At 62.8% G+C, this 16,934-nt stretch carries 14 protein-coding genes and 1 tRNA gene; 4 read left to right on the plus strand and 11 right to left on the minus strand.

The window, feature by feature from the left end:
- The 3 genes from ASE63_RS27795 to ASE63_RS18830 all read left to right on the plus strand — a co-directional run.
- Positions 1 to 187: hypothetical protein (locus ASE63_RS27795; protein ID WP_056804798.1), on the plus strand; the 187-nt coding region annotated here is incomplete at its 5' end.
- A gap of 138 nt (positions 188 to 325) precedes the next feature.
- Positions 326 to 412: transfer RNA gene (locus ASE63_RS18825), tRNA-Leu, on the plus strand.
- 92 nt (positions 413 to 504) lie between these two features.
- The gene (locus ASE63_RS18830) at positions 505 to 2,223 is read left to right on the plus strand and encodes a tyrosine-type recombinase/integrase (protein ID WP_348271364.1); all 1,719 of its coding nucleotides are present in this window, start codon (positions 505 to 507) and stop codon (positions 2,221 to 2,223) included.
- Positions 2,224 to 2,485: 262 nt separating this feature from the next.
- Here the strand turns inward: ASE63_RS18830 and ASE63_RS18835 are convergent, their stop codons facing one another.
- The gene (locus tag ASE63_RS18835; protein WP_056804805.1) at positions 2,486 to 2,731 is read right to left on the minus strand and encodes a hypothetical protein; all 246 of its coding nucleotides are present in this window, start codon (positions 2,729 to 2,731) and stop codon (positions 2,486 to 2,488) included.
- A gap of 62 nt (positions 2,732 to 2,793) precedes the next feature.
- Positions 2,794 to 3,702 carry a hypothetical protein gene (locus ASE63_RS18840; protein ID WP_156410469.1) on the minus strand — a complete coding sequence of 303 codons (909 nt, stop codon included), beginning with the start codon at positions 3,700 to 3,702 and terminating at the stop codon, positions 2,794 to 2,796.
- Positions 3,703 to 3,927: 225 nt separating this feature from the next.
- Between ASE63_RS18840 and ASE63_RS18850 the strand changes: the two genes are divergently transcribed.
- Complete coding sequence (locus ASE63_RS18850) at positions 3,928 to 5,433, plus strand: hypothetical protein (protein ID WP_156410470.1); 1,506 nt, start codon at positions 3,928 to 3,930, stop codon at positions 5,431 to 5,433.
- A gap of 349 nt (positions 5,434 to 5,782) precedes the next feature.
- Here ASE63_RS18850 and ASE63_RS18855 read toward each other — a convergent pair whose 3' ends face one another.
- The 9 genes from ASE63_RS18855 to ASE63_RS27445 all read right to left on the minus strand — a co-directional run bounded on the left by ASE63_RS18855 (position 5,783) and on the right by ASE63_RS27445 (position 14,421).
- The gene (locus ASE63_RS18855) at positions 5,783 to 6,775 is read right to left on the minus strand and encodes a hypothetical protein (protein ID WP_056804816.1); all 993 of its coding nucleotides are present in this window, start codon (positions 6,773 to 6,775) and stop codon (positions 5,783 to 5,785) included.
- Positions 6,776 to 7,231: 456 nt separating this feature from the next.
- Positions 7,232 to 8,149 (minus strand): hypothetical protein, encoded by a 918-nt coding sequence (locus ASE63_RS18860; protein ID WP_056804820.1) that lies wholly within the window; start codon positions 8,147 to 8,149, stop codon positions 7,232 to 7,234.
- Between the two features lie 56 nt (positions 8,150 to 8,205).
- Positions 8,206 to 9,339, minus strand: a complete 1,134-nt coding sequence (locus ASE63_RS18865; RefSeq protein WP_082610105.1) for an AAA family ATPase — start codon at positions 9,337 to 9,339, stop codon at positions 8,206 to 8,208.
- A 120-nt stretch (positions 9,340 to 9,459) separates the two neighbouring features.
- Positions 9,460 to 10,887 carry an exonuclease domain-containing protein gene (locus tag ASE63_RS18870; RefSeq protein WP_056804826.1) on the minus strand — a complete coding sequence of 476 codons (1,428 nt, stop codon included), beginning with the start codon at positions 10,885 to 10,887 and terminating at the stop codon, positions 9,460 to 9,462.
- Between the two features lie 7 nt (positions 10,888 to 10,894).
- A complete protein-coding gene (locus ASE63_RS18875) occupies positions 10,895 to 11,332 on the minus strand; it encodes a hypothetical protein (RefSeq protein ID WP_156410471.1) in 438 nt (145 codons plus the stop codon).
- 167 nt (positions 11,333 to 11,499) lie between these two features.
- The gene (locus ASE63_RS18880) at positions 11,500 to 12,465 is read right to left on the minus strand and encodes a cation diffusion facilitator family transporter (protein ID WP_082610106.1); all 966 of its coding nucleotides are present in this window, start codon (positions 12,463 to 12,465) and stop codon (positions 11,500 to 11,502) included.
- Between the two features lie 49 nt (positions 12,466 to 12,514).
- Entirely contained in the window at positions 12,515 to 13,522 is a 1,008-nt protein-coding gene (locus ASE63_RS18885) for a helix-turn-helix domain-containing protein (protein WP_082610107.1), read from the minus strand.
- Positions 13,523 to 13,585: 63 nt separating this feature from the next.
- Positions 13,586 to 13,765, minus strand: coding sequence for a hypothetical protein (locus ASE63_RS18890; RefSeq protein WP_056804842.1), 180 nt, complete (start codon positions 13,763 to 13,765; stop codon positions 13,586 to 13,588).
- 410 nt (positions 13,766 to 14,175) lie between these two features.
- Positions 14,176 to 14,421, minus strand: coding sequence for a hypothetical protein (locus tag ASE63_RS27445; protein WP_156410472.1), 246 nt, complete (start codon positions 14,419 to 14,421; stop codon positions 14,176 to 14,178).
- Positions 14,422 to 16,934 lie beyond the last annotated feature (2,513 nt).

Genomic DNA, 16,934 nt, shown 5'->3' on the forward strand with positions numbered 1-16,934 from the left:
CGACGAGATGACGCAGCAGAACGCGGCGCTGTCCGAAGAAAGCGCGGCGTCGGCCGCCTCGCTCTCCTCCCGCATCGGCCAGCTCAACGACCTCGTCGCGGCATTCAGGACCGGACAGGAGCAGGGCGGCAACGACAGCGGCCAGACGACCTACATCCATGAGGCCGTTCGCCGCAGGGCAGCGTGATTTTGCGCAAGTATCCCGCCGCGGGACCGGCTCCCGCGGCGGCAGATCAGAGGCCCACATGAAAAACGACGGATTTCCAACAATTCGTTCCTGAGGTCGTTGACAGCAACGCGGCGCCTCCGTAAACGAACCGCCGTTGCCCAGGTGGCGGAATTGGTAGACGCACCAGCTTCAGGTGCTGGCGCTCGCAAGGGCGTGGAGGTTCGAGTCCTCTCCTGGGCACCACTCTTTTTCCTCAGCAGGAGAAAGAGTTACGGTTTTGTAAAGGCTTATTGGGTATCCGCTTTCACACAGCGGTTTCACACATGGCCCTTGCGATGCCCCGTCCCTTCGCTACCAAGTCGGGATCTTACTATCTCAATGTGAGGGTGCCGTTGGCCCTTCGCCCCCTCGCCATCGGGATGCGCGTCAGCCTGCCCGTCGGCGGTGAGCAGTACAGCGTCGTCGTGAGCGACAAGGTCTTCCTGTCCCTCCGGACCAAGGAAGCGAAGATCGCCCGGGAACGCTTTCCCCTCGCCCTTAATGCCCTCAATGTCTTTTTCGAATCGCTTGGGCATCCACCCCAAGCCTTGGGCCGGGCCGATGTGCGGGCCCTCGCCGGTGAAATCTACGAGCAGGCCATCAGCGACATCGATCACGACGAGGCCGTCGCCGATGAAGTCGAGGCCTATCGCGACGCGTTCGCCGAGGCGACCGCTCACCACCTCAGCGCGGGGAAGAGTGAGAAGATCGCGGAGCTCGAGGCCGCCATCGAGATGCCGGGCGAGCGCGCCCTGCTGGCCTGGGGCCTGAAGCACGGCGATCCGCAGATCTCTCGCGAAGAGCTGCTCGAGCGCTATTTCGGCCCGATGGTCGATGACCTCATCGCCAGGTACCAGATGCGGGTCGATGCAGCCACGCGGACCAAGCTTCTCAACGCTGCCGAGCAGCTGGGCCAGGACTTTATCGAGACGGCCGAACGCCGCCTGAAGAACTTCGACTACAGCGACCCGGTCGGGGACAAGCTACCGGGCTTCCTGCCCCCACCACGGCAGCCTCAAGCACAGCCGCAGCGATCGTCTCGTCGCGAGAACCTCGTGACGGTCGACGCGCTGTTCCAGCGCTGGAAGGAAGCCCATGCCGAGAAACGGGCGCCTTCGACGTTTAGACGCTACGGGCCCTCTATCGCCTCGCTACAGGCCTTCTGGGGTGAGCGCGACGTCCGCCTGCTGACCCAGGATGACATCTGGGCATGGGCGCTGGAACGCGAGAAGCTGCCCGGCGTCAGCGCCGAGACGATCAACAAGAACGACCTCGTGGCGGTCTCCTCTGTCCTAGGTTGGGCAACGAAGCACCCGGGAGGGCGTCTCCTCAAGGAAAACCCTGCAGTGGGTGTCAGTCTCGAACCTGACAAGAAGACAAAGAAGGATGACAAGTACTTTAGCGACGAGGAAGTTGCCGCGATCCTCAAGGCCGCCCGCGCGGCCCGACCCAATCCGCGCTACCCGCGCGCCGCCGCCTCGCGGCGCTGGACCTCATGGATTTGCGCCTATACCGGCGCCCGGATTCAGGAGGTGTGCTGGCTGAAGCGAGATGACATCAAGATCAAGGACGGCATCTGGGTCATTCACTTCGCAAAGACGAAAACCGACGTCGAGCGCACAATCCCCATCCATGACGCTCTTGTCGACGAAGGCCTTTTGGCGTTTCGCGAGAAGGCCCCTGCAGGCTATCTCTTCGTTGGCGATACCCCCCAGAAGCCTGGCTCAACACGAACCCAGCAGGAGCAGCGCGCGAGCGAGCTTGCCGAATGGACCCGGGAGCAAGTCGAGCTCGATGAGGACCTCAGCCCGAACCATGGCTGGCGCCACACCTTCATCACCCGGGCTGAAGAGGCCAACATCAAGAAGCGCTACATCAATGCGATCTGCGGCCACAATCACGGGAAGGACGTATCGGACCGGTATTTCTCGGCACGACCAAAAGCGCTGAAGATCAGGATTGACGCCTACCCGCGATACGATCTAGACGCGCACTCCGATGCGGAACAAACATGACCGCTCGACCGGGCGGTGTGGTTGCGCTTGACCAGGGTCATCGACCCCGCCCCCAGGGCGTTCCCGCCGCAGCCGCTCGTTTCACCTCCTTCAGCGAGTTCGACTGGGGCGCCAAGCAGGATGTCTGGCTCGCTTTCGGTGAGGAGCGTCCGACTGCATTCTTCGCCGGCATCCGTGCGCCACAGTTGACCACATTGCGGCGCCGAGGTCGGGCCCGCTTCCCGCCGGAGATGCCGGTTACCCCACCCCCGGGCGATGGCGGTTATCGTTGCGGCAAGTACTGTAACAGGGAGCCGTCGCCGTAGACCTGGCTCATCGCTGCCGTATACTCGACCGTCTTGACCGAGAGGGCGACGACGTTGATGTCCTCGCCATTCCCGGTGAGCCCACCCTGCGCGATGACCGTGGCACCCTTGAGCACGAGCTTGTCCAGCGGCTGGTTCGGCCGCGCCGGCAGGATGACGATGTCAGCGGAGGCAAATACGCCTTCATCAGTTCGGGGTGACAACGGCCATTCCCGATCTGCATGCCGGACCGGAAGCGCTTGGCGGCGCCTCCGGTCACAGGTGATCAGCCTGCTGGCAACTCCTGGACGTAGCCCTGGCCATGGGACTTGTAGCTGACGAGTTTCTCGCGGGAGGCCGGGTTCGTCACCCAATCGTGGATGATGACCTCGGCAATCCGGATCAGCCGGTCGGCGTCATCGGACTTCGGCCTGAAGAAGTAGAACTCTTTGGCTTCGCTCCAGCGGATGCTATCCCCGAAGCCGTAGCCGGTCATGCGGCTGAATTCTGCCGGCGAGCGGCCGATCTGCGCGCAGTGGGCGATGGCCTCGGGCGTCTTGAGCCATTCGTTGAGGGAAGCCGCCTGCATGACTTGATGCAGGCGTTCCTCGAACTCATCCTTCGCCATCCCGACCGGGAGACGGACGCGAAGGCACTTGTTGCTCCGCGAGACCGGTGATGCCGGGAGGGGAGACCCCCCGGGCAGGATGTGCTGGAACATCCAGTTGTCGAAGCCGCGATCGGAGACGAGATAGCCGTCGGCGCTGACCGTGACGCTGCCATAGCGGTCTTCGTTGAGTTCGCGGAGCCTGTCGGTGAGCTTGACCTGGGCCGTGACAGAGACCTTGTGGATGCTGGCGAAGAGGCGTCGGGCGACGCCGAGAAGGCCGGTCGCAACGGCTGGCATCCTGTGGTCTTCGCCACAGCCGGAGCAGTAGATATAGGCGAGCGTGCCGGGCTCGTAGGCGCGGGTGAAGCTCTCCACGGTGAAGGCATCCGGCGGCAGCGGCAGAAGCGCCTCGCCGCCGATCCGCGGCCAGAGCACTGGCCACCACCGGGTAACAGCGCCGGCGGATCCGTCAGGCAGAAGCCGTTCGCCAGGCCGGCGTTTCGAGACCGGGCGCGAAGCGGGCGCGCTCCCCGGCGCGGAAGCTGCGGACGGTGCAGTCAATCGGGTATTCATCGTCGTTCTCATTCAAGCGAGGTTGCAGAGCGATTTTCCGGGGGCATTCCCTTCAAACCCTCGTCTCCTCCCTTCTTCCCGCGCGCAGACGCGTCTACCCCGTCCCAATTGGCTAGTTCCGTCGATCTGCCGCTTCTGGCGATGAGGGCCGCATAAACGGATTCTTCGGCGCTGCTGGCGTTAAAGGAGCAGCTCGCGTGCAGCGGGCGCAGTGCGACGCCAGCCTGGAGCACCATGGTGAGCAAGCAGAAAAAAGATCCGCCACCATCCGATCTCGATCTTCTCCGGAAAATTCTGGCAACGAGCGGAACAGCTTTGAAGCTATTCTCGTGGCAGGGTGATGGCTTCGCTTCTGTCCTAATCGAACCAGGTCGCGAGGCCGTCGCGATTGCATCGCGTGGCTTCCGCGCGTGGTTACGCCGGCAGTTTCTGACCGACTACGCGCGCCACCCATCGCCCTATGCGTTGCGAACTGCAATCAAAGAAGTGGCAGACCAGGCGGCTGATGCGCCGGAGGAGCGTATCTTCAGACGGGTTGGTATGGATCATGGCAGTTGGTACATCGATCTCGGCAACGATCGGCGGGAAGCTGTCGAGATCCATCAGGGCTCCTGGCAAGTCGTCAATCGGGTGCCGATCCATTTTACCCGAACTCGATCGATGCGTGCCTTCCCCCAGACCCGAAAAGAGGGATCTGTTGACGGGCAAACAGGAGAATTGGCGGCTGGCAACCGAGCGGCGCACCGCCAGACGTTCAAGGAGTTCGCTGGTCTCCTCAATCTGGACAACGCAGCCGATTTCCAATTGCTGATGACGTGGTGCGTATGTGCGCTCACGCCCGAGGGGCCCTATCCGGTCTTGACAGTGTGCGGCGAACAGGGCTCAGCCAAATCGACTTTGGTCCGCTTGATCCATGAACTGGTCGACCCAAGCCACGCGCCCCTGCGCTCCCTGCCGTCCTCGGAAAAGGATCTGCTTATTTCGGCCAGCAATGCCCATCTGCTTGCCTTCGACAATGTGTCGACCATCTCCGCTGCCACGAGCGACAATCTCTGCAAGATCTCGACGGGAGGTGCGGTCGCACTGCGCCGCGCGGGGACCGACGCCGACGAGATTTTTCTGGAGTTCAAGGCGCCGATCATCTTGAACGGGATCGGCGATCTCGTGCTGCGACCCGACCTTGCCGATCGAGCTCTGTTTATCAATACGAGCGCAATCTCGGCAGAAGAGCGCCGCGACTCAGGATCGATCACGAGAGCCTTTAACGAACTCTCTCCAAGACTGACAGAGGCCTTGCTCGATCTTCTCGCCTTGGCGCGCTCCAAGCTGATGACCGAGAAAGCGGGGCTTTGGCACGCAGGAAAGCTGCCGCGCATGGCGGAATTCGCCACACTGGGGATGGCCATCGAGGATGTGTTTGGCGAGCCGGGGAGCTTCACGGCCGCCTATGACAAGAACCGCGCGACCGCAGCGGATGATCTTATCGAGTCTGATCCAATCCTCTTCACGATCCTGGAACTCTGGGATGAAAAGCGGTGCTGGAGTGGAACGATGCAAGATTTGCAGGTTGAAATCGCCCGACGCCTGAAAACCTCAGGCTCGCGCCTCCCCGCTCCCACCGGGCTTGCGCAGATCTCGAGCCATGTGAAGCGGATCAAGCCAATTCTGGTCAAGAAGGGGATGATGGTGGCGTTTCACCGGGCGGCCTCAAAGGATCGGCGGCGTACGCTTGAGCTGTTCTAGGCTCGGCGACCGCGGCAGGTTCCGAGGATTAACCTTCGGCGGTCGCTGCCGGACGCTGACATGCTGCTGTGGCACATCAGCGTCCGGAAGCGCTTCGACGCGCGAACCGAAGTCAAGAATCGAAGCGGCATCCGCAGAGTATCGCCGAAATGCCGATTCTAACACTATTCGGCCCATTTGATCGCATCTGGGCGGGCGCCGCTCGACGAGCGGCCCGCTAGTGAGGGCCTTGTAAGGCCTCATTGCGGACGCTACGGACGATGCGGACGCTGCATTGTCGTCCATTATGATGCGCTCGTTCGGCTAATGTCCAGCGCCGAGCGTTCACGAGCTGCGACCTGCATCGGGTTCAGACGATTTCGATCCACGTCGGCGTGCCGATGGCCATGCGATTGCTATCGACGAGCTTGGCGAGCCAGCTCCCATCGACGAACAGCATGCGGATCGCGGCTTGCATGTGCAGGGGATCGGAGCGGCAAGCCCTGTCATCGATGAGCTTGGCGAGCCTGCGCTTGGCCTTGACCCCGTCCGATCCCTTGACGACCGGCCAGAGTGCGATCTGGGCGGCCGTGAGGTAGGCGAGAATCTGGGCGCCCTCTGCTGCCTTCCGCAGATCCATCGCGGTCTCCCCAGGCGTCTGCGCGAGCAGGAAGAGCCTGTCGGCAGTCTTGATAAGAAGCTCGACACGTTCGACCAGACGGCCGAGATCCGGAACATGCGACAGCAGCTGCAGCCAGTGCTGGACTTGCGCATCGATGAAGACCGGCGGCCCACCTGCGGGAGGCAGGACGGTGCTGAGGTCGTAGTGCCGCAGCGGCCAGTCCGCGAGGCCGCGATCCTGAGCGGCCGGGACAGCTGGGGGCGGCGGCATCATCAATTCCCCGACGTTGAACGCCGCGCGCTTGATCCGGATGCGCGTCGCGGTTTCTGGCTCGAGGGCGGGAACATAGTCGCCATCCTGAGCGTCGCCATACGGCCCGGTGGCCTCGGCGAGCGCCAGCTTGGCCTCGATATCGTTGAGTGTGTCCGAAGGCCAGATCGCGGTCAGCGCCGTGAAGCAATGACCGGCCAGCGTCAGGCTGACGGCAATGCCAGGCGCGTCGTCGACGTTCCCGCCGGCGAACCGCACCCGCATCGCCTCGTCGGCGAGGCGCTTGGCCTGCCGGGCCGCGAATTTGAGATCGGGCTTGGCGTTGCGAAACGACAGAAGTTCGGCGACGGACGGGTCGTCGCTGACGCGTTCCATGACCACCGCGATCGGGTCGAGGTCGGTCCGAATTTCGGCGCGGTCGGGGGCGTTGCCCTCATTCTGGACCGAGAGGTCCTGCTTGTTCTTGGACATGATAATTTCCTGTGGGTCTCAGCCAAGTGGCTGCGCTCCCCGCTGCTCTCGGAATCGAAAAAGGCGCCCGGGCCGGGCGCCTCTCATCTGTCTTTGGTCTCTGCCCCTCCGACGCCACGGTCCTCCCTGGCTCCTCCCTGCGATGTCCTGCAGGGACAATCGGGGGACGGCGTTGTCGTCTCTACGCCAACCGATCACCACGGTCGTGCCAGAGTCTCCCGAGCTCATTTTCCGCTCAGAGGATCGTGGGAGCCGGTTCCTGTCCTCCCGGCTGTTGAGCAGGCGCGATTTGCTCCTGTTCGCATCGGCCGGCTGGATCCGAGCAAGCTGGCCCTGCTGGGCACCTGAGCTGGAGACGCCAACCGATCGCCACGGTCCACCCTGCGGATCGCCTGGCTTCTGGGCGCTCCCTGCGTATCGCCAGGCCTGGAAGGGCGGCCGATCTCCTGCTGATCCTCACCTGCTCGTGGCTGGGTAGGAAGCAGCCAGCTGGCGCAGATGGTCACCCATCTCCATGGCGAGTTCGAGGGCAGCACGAACCTGCGGCCGGCCGGTCATCTCGTCGCTGATCGGCTGAACGAGGGTGCGTGCGTTCGGCACCTTCGGCGAGATCGCGAGGCACGCCAGTGTGATCGCGTGCTGCAGGATCGCGCCCTCCCGCGCAGCCTGCGTCAGGTCGTGATCCGCATGCCCGAGCTCGTCGTCTCGCAGGGACTTGCTGAAGCGAATTGCCATCTGCGCGTGACGGCGGGCTTCCTGCTGGAGCCCGCCGATATTGATCTCCGCGGCGAGCCAGCCACGCAATGTGGCCTGCTCTTCGAGATCGTGCAGGGTTGCTTGTCCGGGCGCTGCCGGAGCCCGACCAGCGGCAGCGAAGGCGATCGCGTCGTTGGCGATCTCCGCTGCATCGATGTCGCGCATCCCGAAGGCGATCTTTGCGACTTCGCGCAGCGGGTTGTCCTGGGGTCGATCGAGCGAGTCGATGAACGCGTGGCCCTGCTCCCGCCTGGCGTGGCGATCGGGTCCGGTCAGCGCCGGTAAGAGCGCGGCCGCGAGGGTCGCCATGTTGTTCAGCAGGGCGAGCGCGACGAGCTGGCCGACATGTTCGCCGAAGGCTTCCTGGTCACTGTCACTGACCAGTTCGACGAAGCGCGCCGACTGGTCGGCATGATGCTTGGCCCGGGCCGTGATCGCCCCGATCGCAGGCGGGTTGCGGATCAGGGCGGCGTAGTCCGCCATGCTCGGATCGTGGAGGCGAAGGGCGGTGAGCTCGTCGATGACGGGACGCTCGGTATTGTCGACGACGAGGTTGTTGAGTCTGCCGGCGTTGGCGGGCTGGCGCGGATGGGCGTTGGTCATGTTCTGGTCTTTCATTGCGGTTTCATTCGAGGTTCTCGGGGGTGCTTTCGCTTTCCTCCCAGTTCCCGCTTTCAGCCTTTATTCCTGCTCTTTTTCGCTCGGCTGGCCTCGGCGGCCGACAGTTGCGGCATGGCTATCCCGGCCATGAACCCGATCCGGCTCCGGTCATGGCGCTGCAGGTTGAGGACGCCTTCGGCCTGGGTCAGGTCCGAGCGGATGATGCTGCGTCGCCCGGCCATGCAGGCGAAGCCGAAGGCTATCGGCCATAGCCGCGAAAGCGCCCGCGGCGTCAGCGCAGCGAGCTCATCGAGAAAGGCGTCGCTCGGCGGCTCGAACAGTCCACCGGTGGCGGTATTGGCCTCGTCGAAGAGCGAGCGCCGGATCGCCAACATCTGCTCGGGCTTCAGGGCAATCTCGAAGCCGATCAGGCGGTCGACGATCGAGCTCGGCAGAGGGCTCAGATCATTGGCGGTCGTGATCCAGATGATGCCGTCAGCTCGCATCGGGATCTCCAGGAACTCGTCCTGGAAGCACTGGGCATTCTCACGCTCGAGCAGCGAGTGCAGAACGTGGATCGGCGTCTCAGCCGGATTGATCGGGCTCGCTTTCTCGATCTCGTCAATGACGACGACAGGTGAGGCACTATCGCTGTCGACCAGAAGTTGGGCGATCTTGCCAGGCCCAGCCGCGCGCCACACGGGTGCCAGCCCGGTGAACCAGCTGCCCCTGTCGCTGACGAGGTTCATTGGAATGGTCAACGTCGATACGCCGAACGCCTGCGCCAGACGGCGGGCGTAGTAGGTTTTGCCGACGCCAGGCGGCCCGAGCAGCACGACCGGGTCCAGGCGCAACGCCTGTCCGCCGGCGATCGCCAGCGTCGCGGCGCGAAGGACCCACGCGGTCACCTGCGCGAATTGCGGGCAGGTCAGGTCGAGCGCCGCAATACGGGCCAGCAACGCGGCATCGGGTATGATCAGGCTGCGCCAGGAGCCGCGCTCGTCCTCGTGCATCCTTAGCCAGAGCGCGCGCTGGCGCGCCGCCTGGACGCGGTCGTCGTCACCGTCGCCCATCGCCGAGGGGCGGTCGCTGTAAAGGCGCTGGAGGAGATCACGCGTGCTGTAAAGATCGAGCCCGACCGGTGGGGGCGGTGACGTGTGCAGAGGTTCAGACCGCTTACGGCGCGGGCGACGATGGATCGAGTTCATGGGCTATCAGATTTCTCAGGTTCACAGGGGTTCTGCGGCTGCAGCACCAAGGCTCGTCCGGTCATGAGAAAAGGGCGCGGACCTTGCGGCCGCGCCCTCTTTTCTGGTCTGTCTTTCCGCCTAAGACGCCGCGGTGCAGGCCGTCGCTACGATCGTGGCGGGCGGTATTCCCAACGCCTCGCGCCGATCCATCAGCCAATCCCTGATCTTCTCAAGCCCTCCGCGGGTTTCGGGGTCACTGGTCGCCGCCAGTTCCTCGCAGCGCGCCAGGGCGCGAGGAATGGTCATCCACGGAACCTCGTCCTCGGCGGTCAGGCGCTCACGCAGCCAAGCCCGACCTCGGGTCCGCGCCTCGGGCGAGAGCGTCTCCGGTGCGTGAAGAAAGACCTGCCGGATCGCCAGAGTCCGCAGCCGCGGGTCCGCGATGTGCTGCGCGGCGAAGGCCGCCCGATGCTCCCAGGCGATCTCGTGCCAGCGCCGGGACGCCGCCGAATCGGCATCGGAGATGAAGCCACCCTGATAGAGCTGACCATCGACCCAGGGCGACGGCTCACGATCGGCATATTGGTCCTGCAGTGCCAGCGCGAGTTGCCGGGTGAAGGTCGGATGGGCCCACAGCATCCGGGCGCGATTGCGATAAACCTGGTCGGGCTCTCGTTCGACCAGCGCATGGGCGCCCTGGTCCCAGCCGACCAGGATCGGCTGGGCGTTGGTCTTGACCTGCCGGACCGGCGAGCGGTTCGACCGGATTCCCGCCAGGAGTTCCGGTGCCGGCAGATCAATGAATGCCGCTGGGTCCTGGCTGAGGTCGATGCAGATGCGCGCCGACGGGTTCGTCGGAGAGCCGATCATCGGCAGCACCGGGGTAAGCCGCGAGGTGCCACCAAGAATGATAGGTTCGCCGGCGTCCATCAGCGCGAGCGGCCCGGATTTCCTGGCATGCCCGAGCATCGTCGCCATCGTGGTTGGGGCCCGCTCGAGCAACAGCGAGAACAGGTCGCGTGTTGCGCGAACATCGGCGGCGGCATCATGTGCATCGGCCTCGCTCAAGGCGATACCATTCAGCCTGCAGACCTCGCCGAGCTTGAGCACCGGCTTGGCCAAGGCATCGCGCGGGATCACCACGGCGTCGGGTTCGAGCATCATGACGGCGCGCAGCATGGTCAGGACGTCGGCCCGACCGTGGCCGGTCATGGCCCCGCAATAGGGGGGCAAAAGCGACTGGTAGAAGCTCTGGCGCAGCACCTCGTCGTCGAACCTGATCGTGTTGTAGCCGATCAGCATCGCCGGCTTGCAGTTGGCGATGATCCGGGCGATTTGCGCCATCATCTCGCTATGGCTGTCCCGCTGGTTCTCCAGCATCTCAGGCGTCACGCCGGTCACCATCAACGCATCGATCGATGGCACGATGTGCGCCGGCAGGCGGCAGCGCAGCGTCAGCTCGCGCCGGACCGTGAGGTTGGCATCCGTCTGGAGGAACGCGGCCTGGAGCGGCACGTCCCAGCACGGTTCGAGACCCGAGGTCTCCAGATCATAGAAAAGGTACATCACACCCTCACTGTGCTTGTGCGGGGCGATGTGACATCGGCAGCAGTACGATATTGAACCGTTCGGCGTCGGATTTCATCGCCGTCTCCACCATGAATATGGTGTTCGAGGCTGTCCCCTCGGTGGGGAGCTGCGCCATTGTCTCGAAGACGTGGATTTTCATCGCCAGCACTTCGCGGACTTCCGCCGGCGCCTCGGCCAGCAGCAGAGCCATCCTGCGCGCCGCGAGTCGCGCACCCTCCGCCAACTGGTGGCTGTTGAGGCCGTACTCGGGATAGTCGCGGTCAGGCGCCTGCTCGAGCAGCAGGCCATGCGCGAGATGCGCCTCCCAGCGCAGGAACAGCTCGTCAGCAGCCATTCGCCCTGAGTAGGCCCTGGCGTAGAGCCGCATCTCGGCGTCATTAGGCAGTGCTTCATTGCTGCCGGCGAAATCCTTGGTGGTCATCTCGATATCCACGGAGCGCGGGCCCGAGGACCCGCTCCAGGGATCTTGTTCTCGGGGGTAGCCTTGGTCAGGCTCCGCCTTCCTCCTTGCACTCACTCCTTAGGGCCGGCCCTTCCGGAGTTGGCCCATTGCTGACCCTCTGAGGGTCCGCTTTGGGGCAGTGTGGTCTACTGCCGGTTCTGTGGACTGGCAGATATTGCCTCAGCATCGCCCGGGGCCCAGCCTGTCGTAGGTGCGGAGAAAGCCAGCACAGACGTGAAAACGACATCCGCGACGACCGGTGCGAATTTTTCCGACAGCTTCACGAGGATCGCGCTTCGTAGCGCGTCCGCTTCAGCGATGCTCAGAGAGCTTTTAGTGTGATCCACAACGACATGTGCCAGAATGTAGGTCGTGCGCCCCGGCTGGAGAATGCGAACTAACACATCTTTGGGCGCCACAACTGCTACCGCCTGCCTCACTCGGCTCGCAGCCTCTTGAACAAGCTCGTCGTCCACGCCGCGCAACAACAAAGCCGCCATGCCGCGATAAACCATCCGAAGAGGCACACCAATGGTGACCAAGACCACCAGGATCACCAGTCCAGGATCCACTAGGCGAGCGGCGCTTTCCCATCCAAAGAAACTCAGGCCGATTGCGAGCAGGAAGGCCACCAGCATGCCGATGGAGATGGCCGTATTCACGCCCCAGTTCTCGACGTCACCCTCGACCAGAGGGCTCGCCAGTTTGGGGGCTGCTTTGCGCAGAGTGAGCAACACGGCCCCGCACAATGCGAGGGCGACAGCGGCATAGCTCACCGCAATTCCCGCCGAGACGTCACTGCCACCTCGACTGATGCTCAGGGCGGCATCGATCAGCGCAAAGCATCCAACACCAAGGATGAGGAGCCCCTTGGTCAAATTGATGAGAGGCTCAAATTGGACGTATCCGAAGGGATAGCGTGCATCATCGGGGTTCTTGAGCAGACGTGCCACCCTCAGTGTAAAAACCGCGGTTGCGAAAAAGCAGAGGTTGAAGGCCCCGTCCAACAGGATTGCGCCAGAGCCCGTCACGAAACCGATGGCCAATGCAGCCACGCCAACTACCAGAGCGGCAACCATTGACAGCAGCAATGCGCCTCGCTCGGTGTTCATTGCTGTGCTCCCTGTTCGCCTGCTTCCCCGGCCGTACGAGGAATGTGGATCATAGCCCCTTTAGATACTCGTCCAGGGTTCGGTACTCGCTCGCGAACTCGGCGCGCTTTTGAGCGATTTTCTGGCCGGACACCGTTGCGGCGCGCACGTCCCGAGGATTGCAGCCAAACTCCTGCTTAAACGCTCGGCTGAAGCTCGATGCGTCTTCGAAACAGTGCTGGTCGGCAATCACGTTGATCGGGAACGTGTTCAAGGGATCCGATAGGAGGCCGTAGCAACTCAACAACCGCCTGTGACGAATGTAGTGAGCGACGCCGCGATCTTGCTCGAAGAGGCGATAGAGCTGTGTGCGAGACATTCCTAGCTCGCGACACAATATGTGAGTGTCGAGGCCTGGATTTCGCAAGTTCCGATCAATGAACTGGCGGACCTGCTCGCGTCTTGTAAGATTGACCTGCGGGCTTGCCTCTTCAAGCCGGTCGGCTGTCGGCGCTATGCATGCCAAAACCATCGACCGCACAGCTCCGGTCAAACGCGAGGCTTCGGCTACGTCCAAACCGGACAGGCTTTGCCGAAGCAAGAAGATAAAATCGCCAAGCAGGCGACCCAGCGCAGAATCCAACGGCTGCGCCACCGTTGCATCCAGAAGCGAGGCGAGCTCCCGGAAACCGTCACGCGGAAGAAACAGATGGGTTCGCTCGTCGGCCGGCCTTGTCAGCATGAGCTTTTGGCCGAGCGAAGCCACGAATGGCACCTGAGCCGGAACATCAAGCGCGGTTTCCGCTACCGCGCCTACAGTCCGCCGCTGCCCGGTCATAATGACCCAATGGTCGATCGGGTTAGAACGCAGAAGTGCCGTATCGCGCATCATTGTCAGTGCGGGCGTCGCAACCGTGGATATCCCAAAATCGGGCAAGGACCAGACGGCTGTCGAACACGAACATCCCACATCGTCATCGCAAAGCTGGATGTCGAACATACCATGGTACCATGCTCGCCACGCTTCGATTTGCTTGCGGCGTGGGAGGTCGCGCGTGTCGAATTGTACAGGAAGCATCGGTGTTATCCTGGCTGGAGAACACTGCTGCGGGTCGATAGTTCACCGACCACGAGCGTCGAACTATCTGCGGGATAAAAAAAGGGGTGGCGCATTGAGCACCACCCCTTTCACGTCAGACCCAATGACAACGGCGGATCCGCCTCCCAAATCGATCCCGGTGCACACGGCAAACCTGCCTGCGGTGCCGACGGCGATGCCTGCGATGATGACGATGATGGTGGTGACGACGATTCCACTCATTGCCCCGATGTTGGGCCCAATCCAATGGAGTTCCGTCCGGTAGCGTTGGCTCGGAAACCTCCGCTCTCGTCGCATCAGCTATGAACTCGGGAGCCGCTTGTGCGTCGTTTGGTCGGAGCGCCGCGCTCGTCGCCAGAGCCAGGAAGCCAAACAAAAACGATCGCCGTTCCATCACTCGTCTCCCAGTTTGAGCCACTGGCCTCAAGTGTGCCAATGCCTAATGCCGCCTGATGACAGGCATCCGACGGTTCGCATTTACGAAGCACGCTGCGCAGGGAATTCCGTCCAAACTTGGCCGCATCCTTCTGTGCGTCTGTCGCGACCGTATTGAATAAAACGGTCTCGGCAAGCTCCAGCATTGCTTCGGCGTTACCGACTGCAGACCTCGCCCGTTTTGCCAGTGTCTTGATTCAAGGCACCGCAAAATGGACCACGAGCCATGCCACGCCCACTAGCAAAAGGCCGCCGACCAAGACGGCCAGCACCGGCCGTCCTAAAAATCCCTGGCGACCTTCAACCGGTGTCTCAACGGCCGGATCCGCGCTGGAATGCGTGTCCGCCTTCATAGGACTGACTGCATCCCCTCTGCGCGTCTCGCCTTGTCGCTCAGCGCGGGCGTCGGCATTATGGATGTCGACCTCGTGGGAATTACTCATCACTCGTCTCCTTCCAGACCACGACAACCGCGATCAAATTTTGGAAAGGAGACCGTTCAGCGGCCCCTATGTTCCAGACAAACAAGGGAGCCCAGCCAGGCGAACCTGACAGTGCTCTCGATATAGATGAAGACTTTGGGTGCCGGATGACCAAAAGGCGATGCATGCGCATCACCGCCCGCACGCGCCGCCCGAGCGGTCCAAGATGCCCGAAGCGAGGGCGGTGGATGGCATCGCGAGCGTAGACTCGGTCAATCCACCACGGCAGAATAACTCGCGAGAATGCGCTAGCAGGACAGCAAAATGAACCGTCGGTCTTTCGTTTCAGCGCTGTTGCTCGGACTTCCGTCGGCGACCTTTGGGCCGATCGGAACATGCTCTGCTGAAGCAGTTAACACTGTGCAAAGTCTTTCAAACGAAATCGCCCGGACTTTGGATCAAGCGGACGTTGGGTTCAGCCAGCGGCCGCAACTTCACTACAACAGACAGCGGCAGCACGTGCGTCCCGCACGCCGTCGCCCGCGTCTTCGAAATCGACGGCCTGACAGGGCCGGGCCGTGAGTCGATAACCACTGCGCACGGGTGCTCTTGAGAAACCCCACGACTCTTCGAAAGCAAGTCGGTTGATCCTGACGTTCGGCGCGCTAGGCTGAATAGGCGGGGGCTGGTTATGGAGACTGACGATGAAGGCCTTCATTATCGCTATTCTGATTGCATGTGTCGCAGCGCCGGCTGAGGCCCTGCCGATCGGGATGCCTAATCTGCCGGTCCACGAGGACATCCAGACTGTCCAGTCGCGGGGGCGTGATGCTGGAGTGCGGGGCTCGTCTCGAACAGTGCGGTCGTCGCGGGGACCATCCCGGGGTGTTTCGCATCGGCATGTTCGCGGACCCGCCCGTGGGCATGTCCGCGGGCATTCCCGTGGGCATGTGCGCGGCCATTCCCGCCATCACCACCGCTATTACCGGCATTCGAGGAACAATAGCGGCGCCGTTGCGGCAGGCCTCATTGGCGGAATGTTGATTGGAGGCATGGCGGCATCGGCGGTTGCCCAGCAGAACCAGAGCGCGTGGAGCAATCATGTGAATTGGTGCTCGCAGCGCTTCCGGTCCTTTCGAGTGTCGGACAATTCGTGGCAGCCAAATAACGGACCCCGCCGCCAGTGCATCTCGCCCTTCTGAGAATTCGTAGAAATCGATGTGGAGCAAGTTTGCGCATTAACCGTGGCTTTGAGGGTGCCAGTCTCGGTCGCTAGCGTTGGGTGCAGGAAGGAGATGAGTATGGATCGTCGTTCCTTCGTGATGGGCCTGTTAGGCGTTGCTGTTGCGGGTTCTGAAGTGATCCCAGCGCCTGACGTGAAGGCGGCGGCACTCGGTAGCTGCGCACTGCCCGAAAGTGGCGCAGCAGACATCCTCACGGCCGGACGCCTCGACGAGGCGCCGGCCGAGTTCACCCAATCGAGCCGATCCCCGCATTGGCACCATCGTGACCGCCGTCACCGATACCATCGCAGGCATGTGCGCCGCCGCCGGGTCTGCCGCACGCATTTCGACCGTCGGGGTCGTCGTGTCCGCCGCTGCCAATGGGTCTGGATCTAACGGAGACGGAACAGCAACTCCGGAGCTGTGCTGAAGCGTCGCCGCAATTGGTCAGCTTCGCAGCGGATTCAAATTTTGCCGGTAGAATTACCGATAGTCGCGTCTCACTGCGGCGGCGAGCGCCTTTGTCTCGGCGGAGGGGGCAAAGGCCGGCGCCGACGCATGCGCCAGCGATGCCAGTTACGGGTCGGCCTCTGTCGTCCGGAATTCGGCGCCGGCTCGCCGGGCCGACGGGGCGTAGGTGGCCCTTGCATGAATTCCGCGGACGTCCCGTCGAGGGCCACTGCGGCCTCCGCGGAAAACTCGTCGGCTGCTGCGGCGCGGCATAGGCCGATCGCGAGAGCTCCCCCGAGCAGGGCATTCAAGAATGATCGGCGGTCCATGCGGGTGCACCCATCGTTATGACCGATCTCATCGGTTCAGCCGTCGCTAATGACCTCGAATCCCGACTGTGACCCCAAGCTCAATGCGTGCAAAAAAGCGCAGCCATGATGATTTTTCAAGGCGTCGATTCTGCTCTGCACACCTGCCAGATTGGCGTCTGCGACAGGAGGAGGCATGGCATGAACCGGCGATCCGGGACTTCCAAGAGGACCACGCCTGGTATTCCGAACGATATCCTGGACCCATCGGCCGCCCGGGTTGTCATTGTCGCATTCAGGTCGCGCGAGGATCTTCCCTCCCGACGATGTATCTTCTTGTATTCTTGGAGGTCGCCCCCTTTGTTCCCGGCGGCTCCCGCGCGCTTGCGCAAGGTTCAGTGCCTGTGGTGGTCGTGGATCCCGTACGTCTAAGAAAGTCGCCCGGGCACAGAGTTCGTCGGCCGCGTCGAGCCGGTCAACGAGGACAGGCCGCAACTGGGACATACCTAGGTTGAATTCATTGGGCAGGTTCACCACCTGCATATCCACGATC

Source organism: Allobosea sp. Root381, from assembly GCF_001429395.1.
Classification (GTDB): Bacteria; Pseudomonadota; Alphaproteobacteria; order Rhizobiales; family Beijerinckiaceae; genus Allobosea.

Bases quoted from the DNA above. Each gene is read 5' to 3' on its own strand.
- ASE63_RS18855 (WP_056804816.1), bottom strand. From the start codon at position 6,775: ATGTCCAAGAACAAGCAGGACCTCTCGGTCCAGAATGAGGGCAACGCC.
- ASE63_RS18830 (WP_348271364.1), top strand. From the start codon at position 505: ATGCCCCGTCCCTTCGCTACCAAGTCGGGATCTTACTATCTCAATGTG.
- ASE63_RS18860 (WP_056804820.1), bottom strand. From the start codon at position 8,149: ATGAAAGACCAGAACATGACCAACGCCCATCCGCGCCAGCCCGCCAAC.
- ASE63_RS18875 (WP_156410471.1), bottom strand. From the start codon at position 11,332: ATGACCACCAAGGATTTCGCCGGCAGCAATGAAGCACTGCCTAATGAC.
- ASE63_RS18870 (WP_056804826.1), bottom strand. From the start codon at position 10,887: ATGTACCTTTTCTATGATCTGGAGACCTCGGGTCTCGAACCGTGCTGG.
- ASE63_RS27445 (WP_156410472.1), bottom strand. From the start codon at position 14,421: ATGAGTAATTCCCACGAGGTCGACATCCATAATGCCGACGCCCGCGCT.
- ASE63_RS18840 (WP_156410469.1), bottom strand. From the start codon at position 3,702: ATGAGAACGACGATGAATACCCGATTGACTGCACCGTCCGCAGCTTCC.
- ASE63_RS18865 (WP_082610105.1), bottom strand. From the start codon at position 9,339: ATGAACTCGATCCATCGTCGCCCGCGCCGTAAGCGGTCTGAACCTCTG.
- ASE63_RS18890 (WP_056804842.1), bottom strand. From the start codon at position 13,765: ATGAGTGGAATCGTCGTCACCACCATCATCGTCATCATCGCAGGCATC.
- ASE63_RS18880 (WP_082610106.1), bottom strand. From the start codon at position 12,465: ATGAACACCGAGCGAGGCGCATTGCTGCTGTCAATGGTTGCCGCTCTG.
- ASE63_RS18885 (WP_082610107.1), bottom strand. From the start codon at position 13,522: ATGCTTCCTGTACAATTCGACACGCGCGACCTCCCACGCCGCAAGCAA.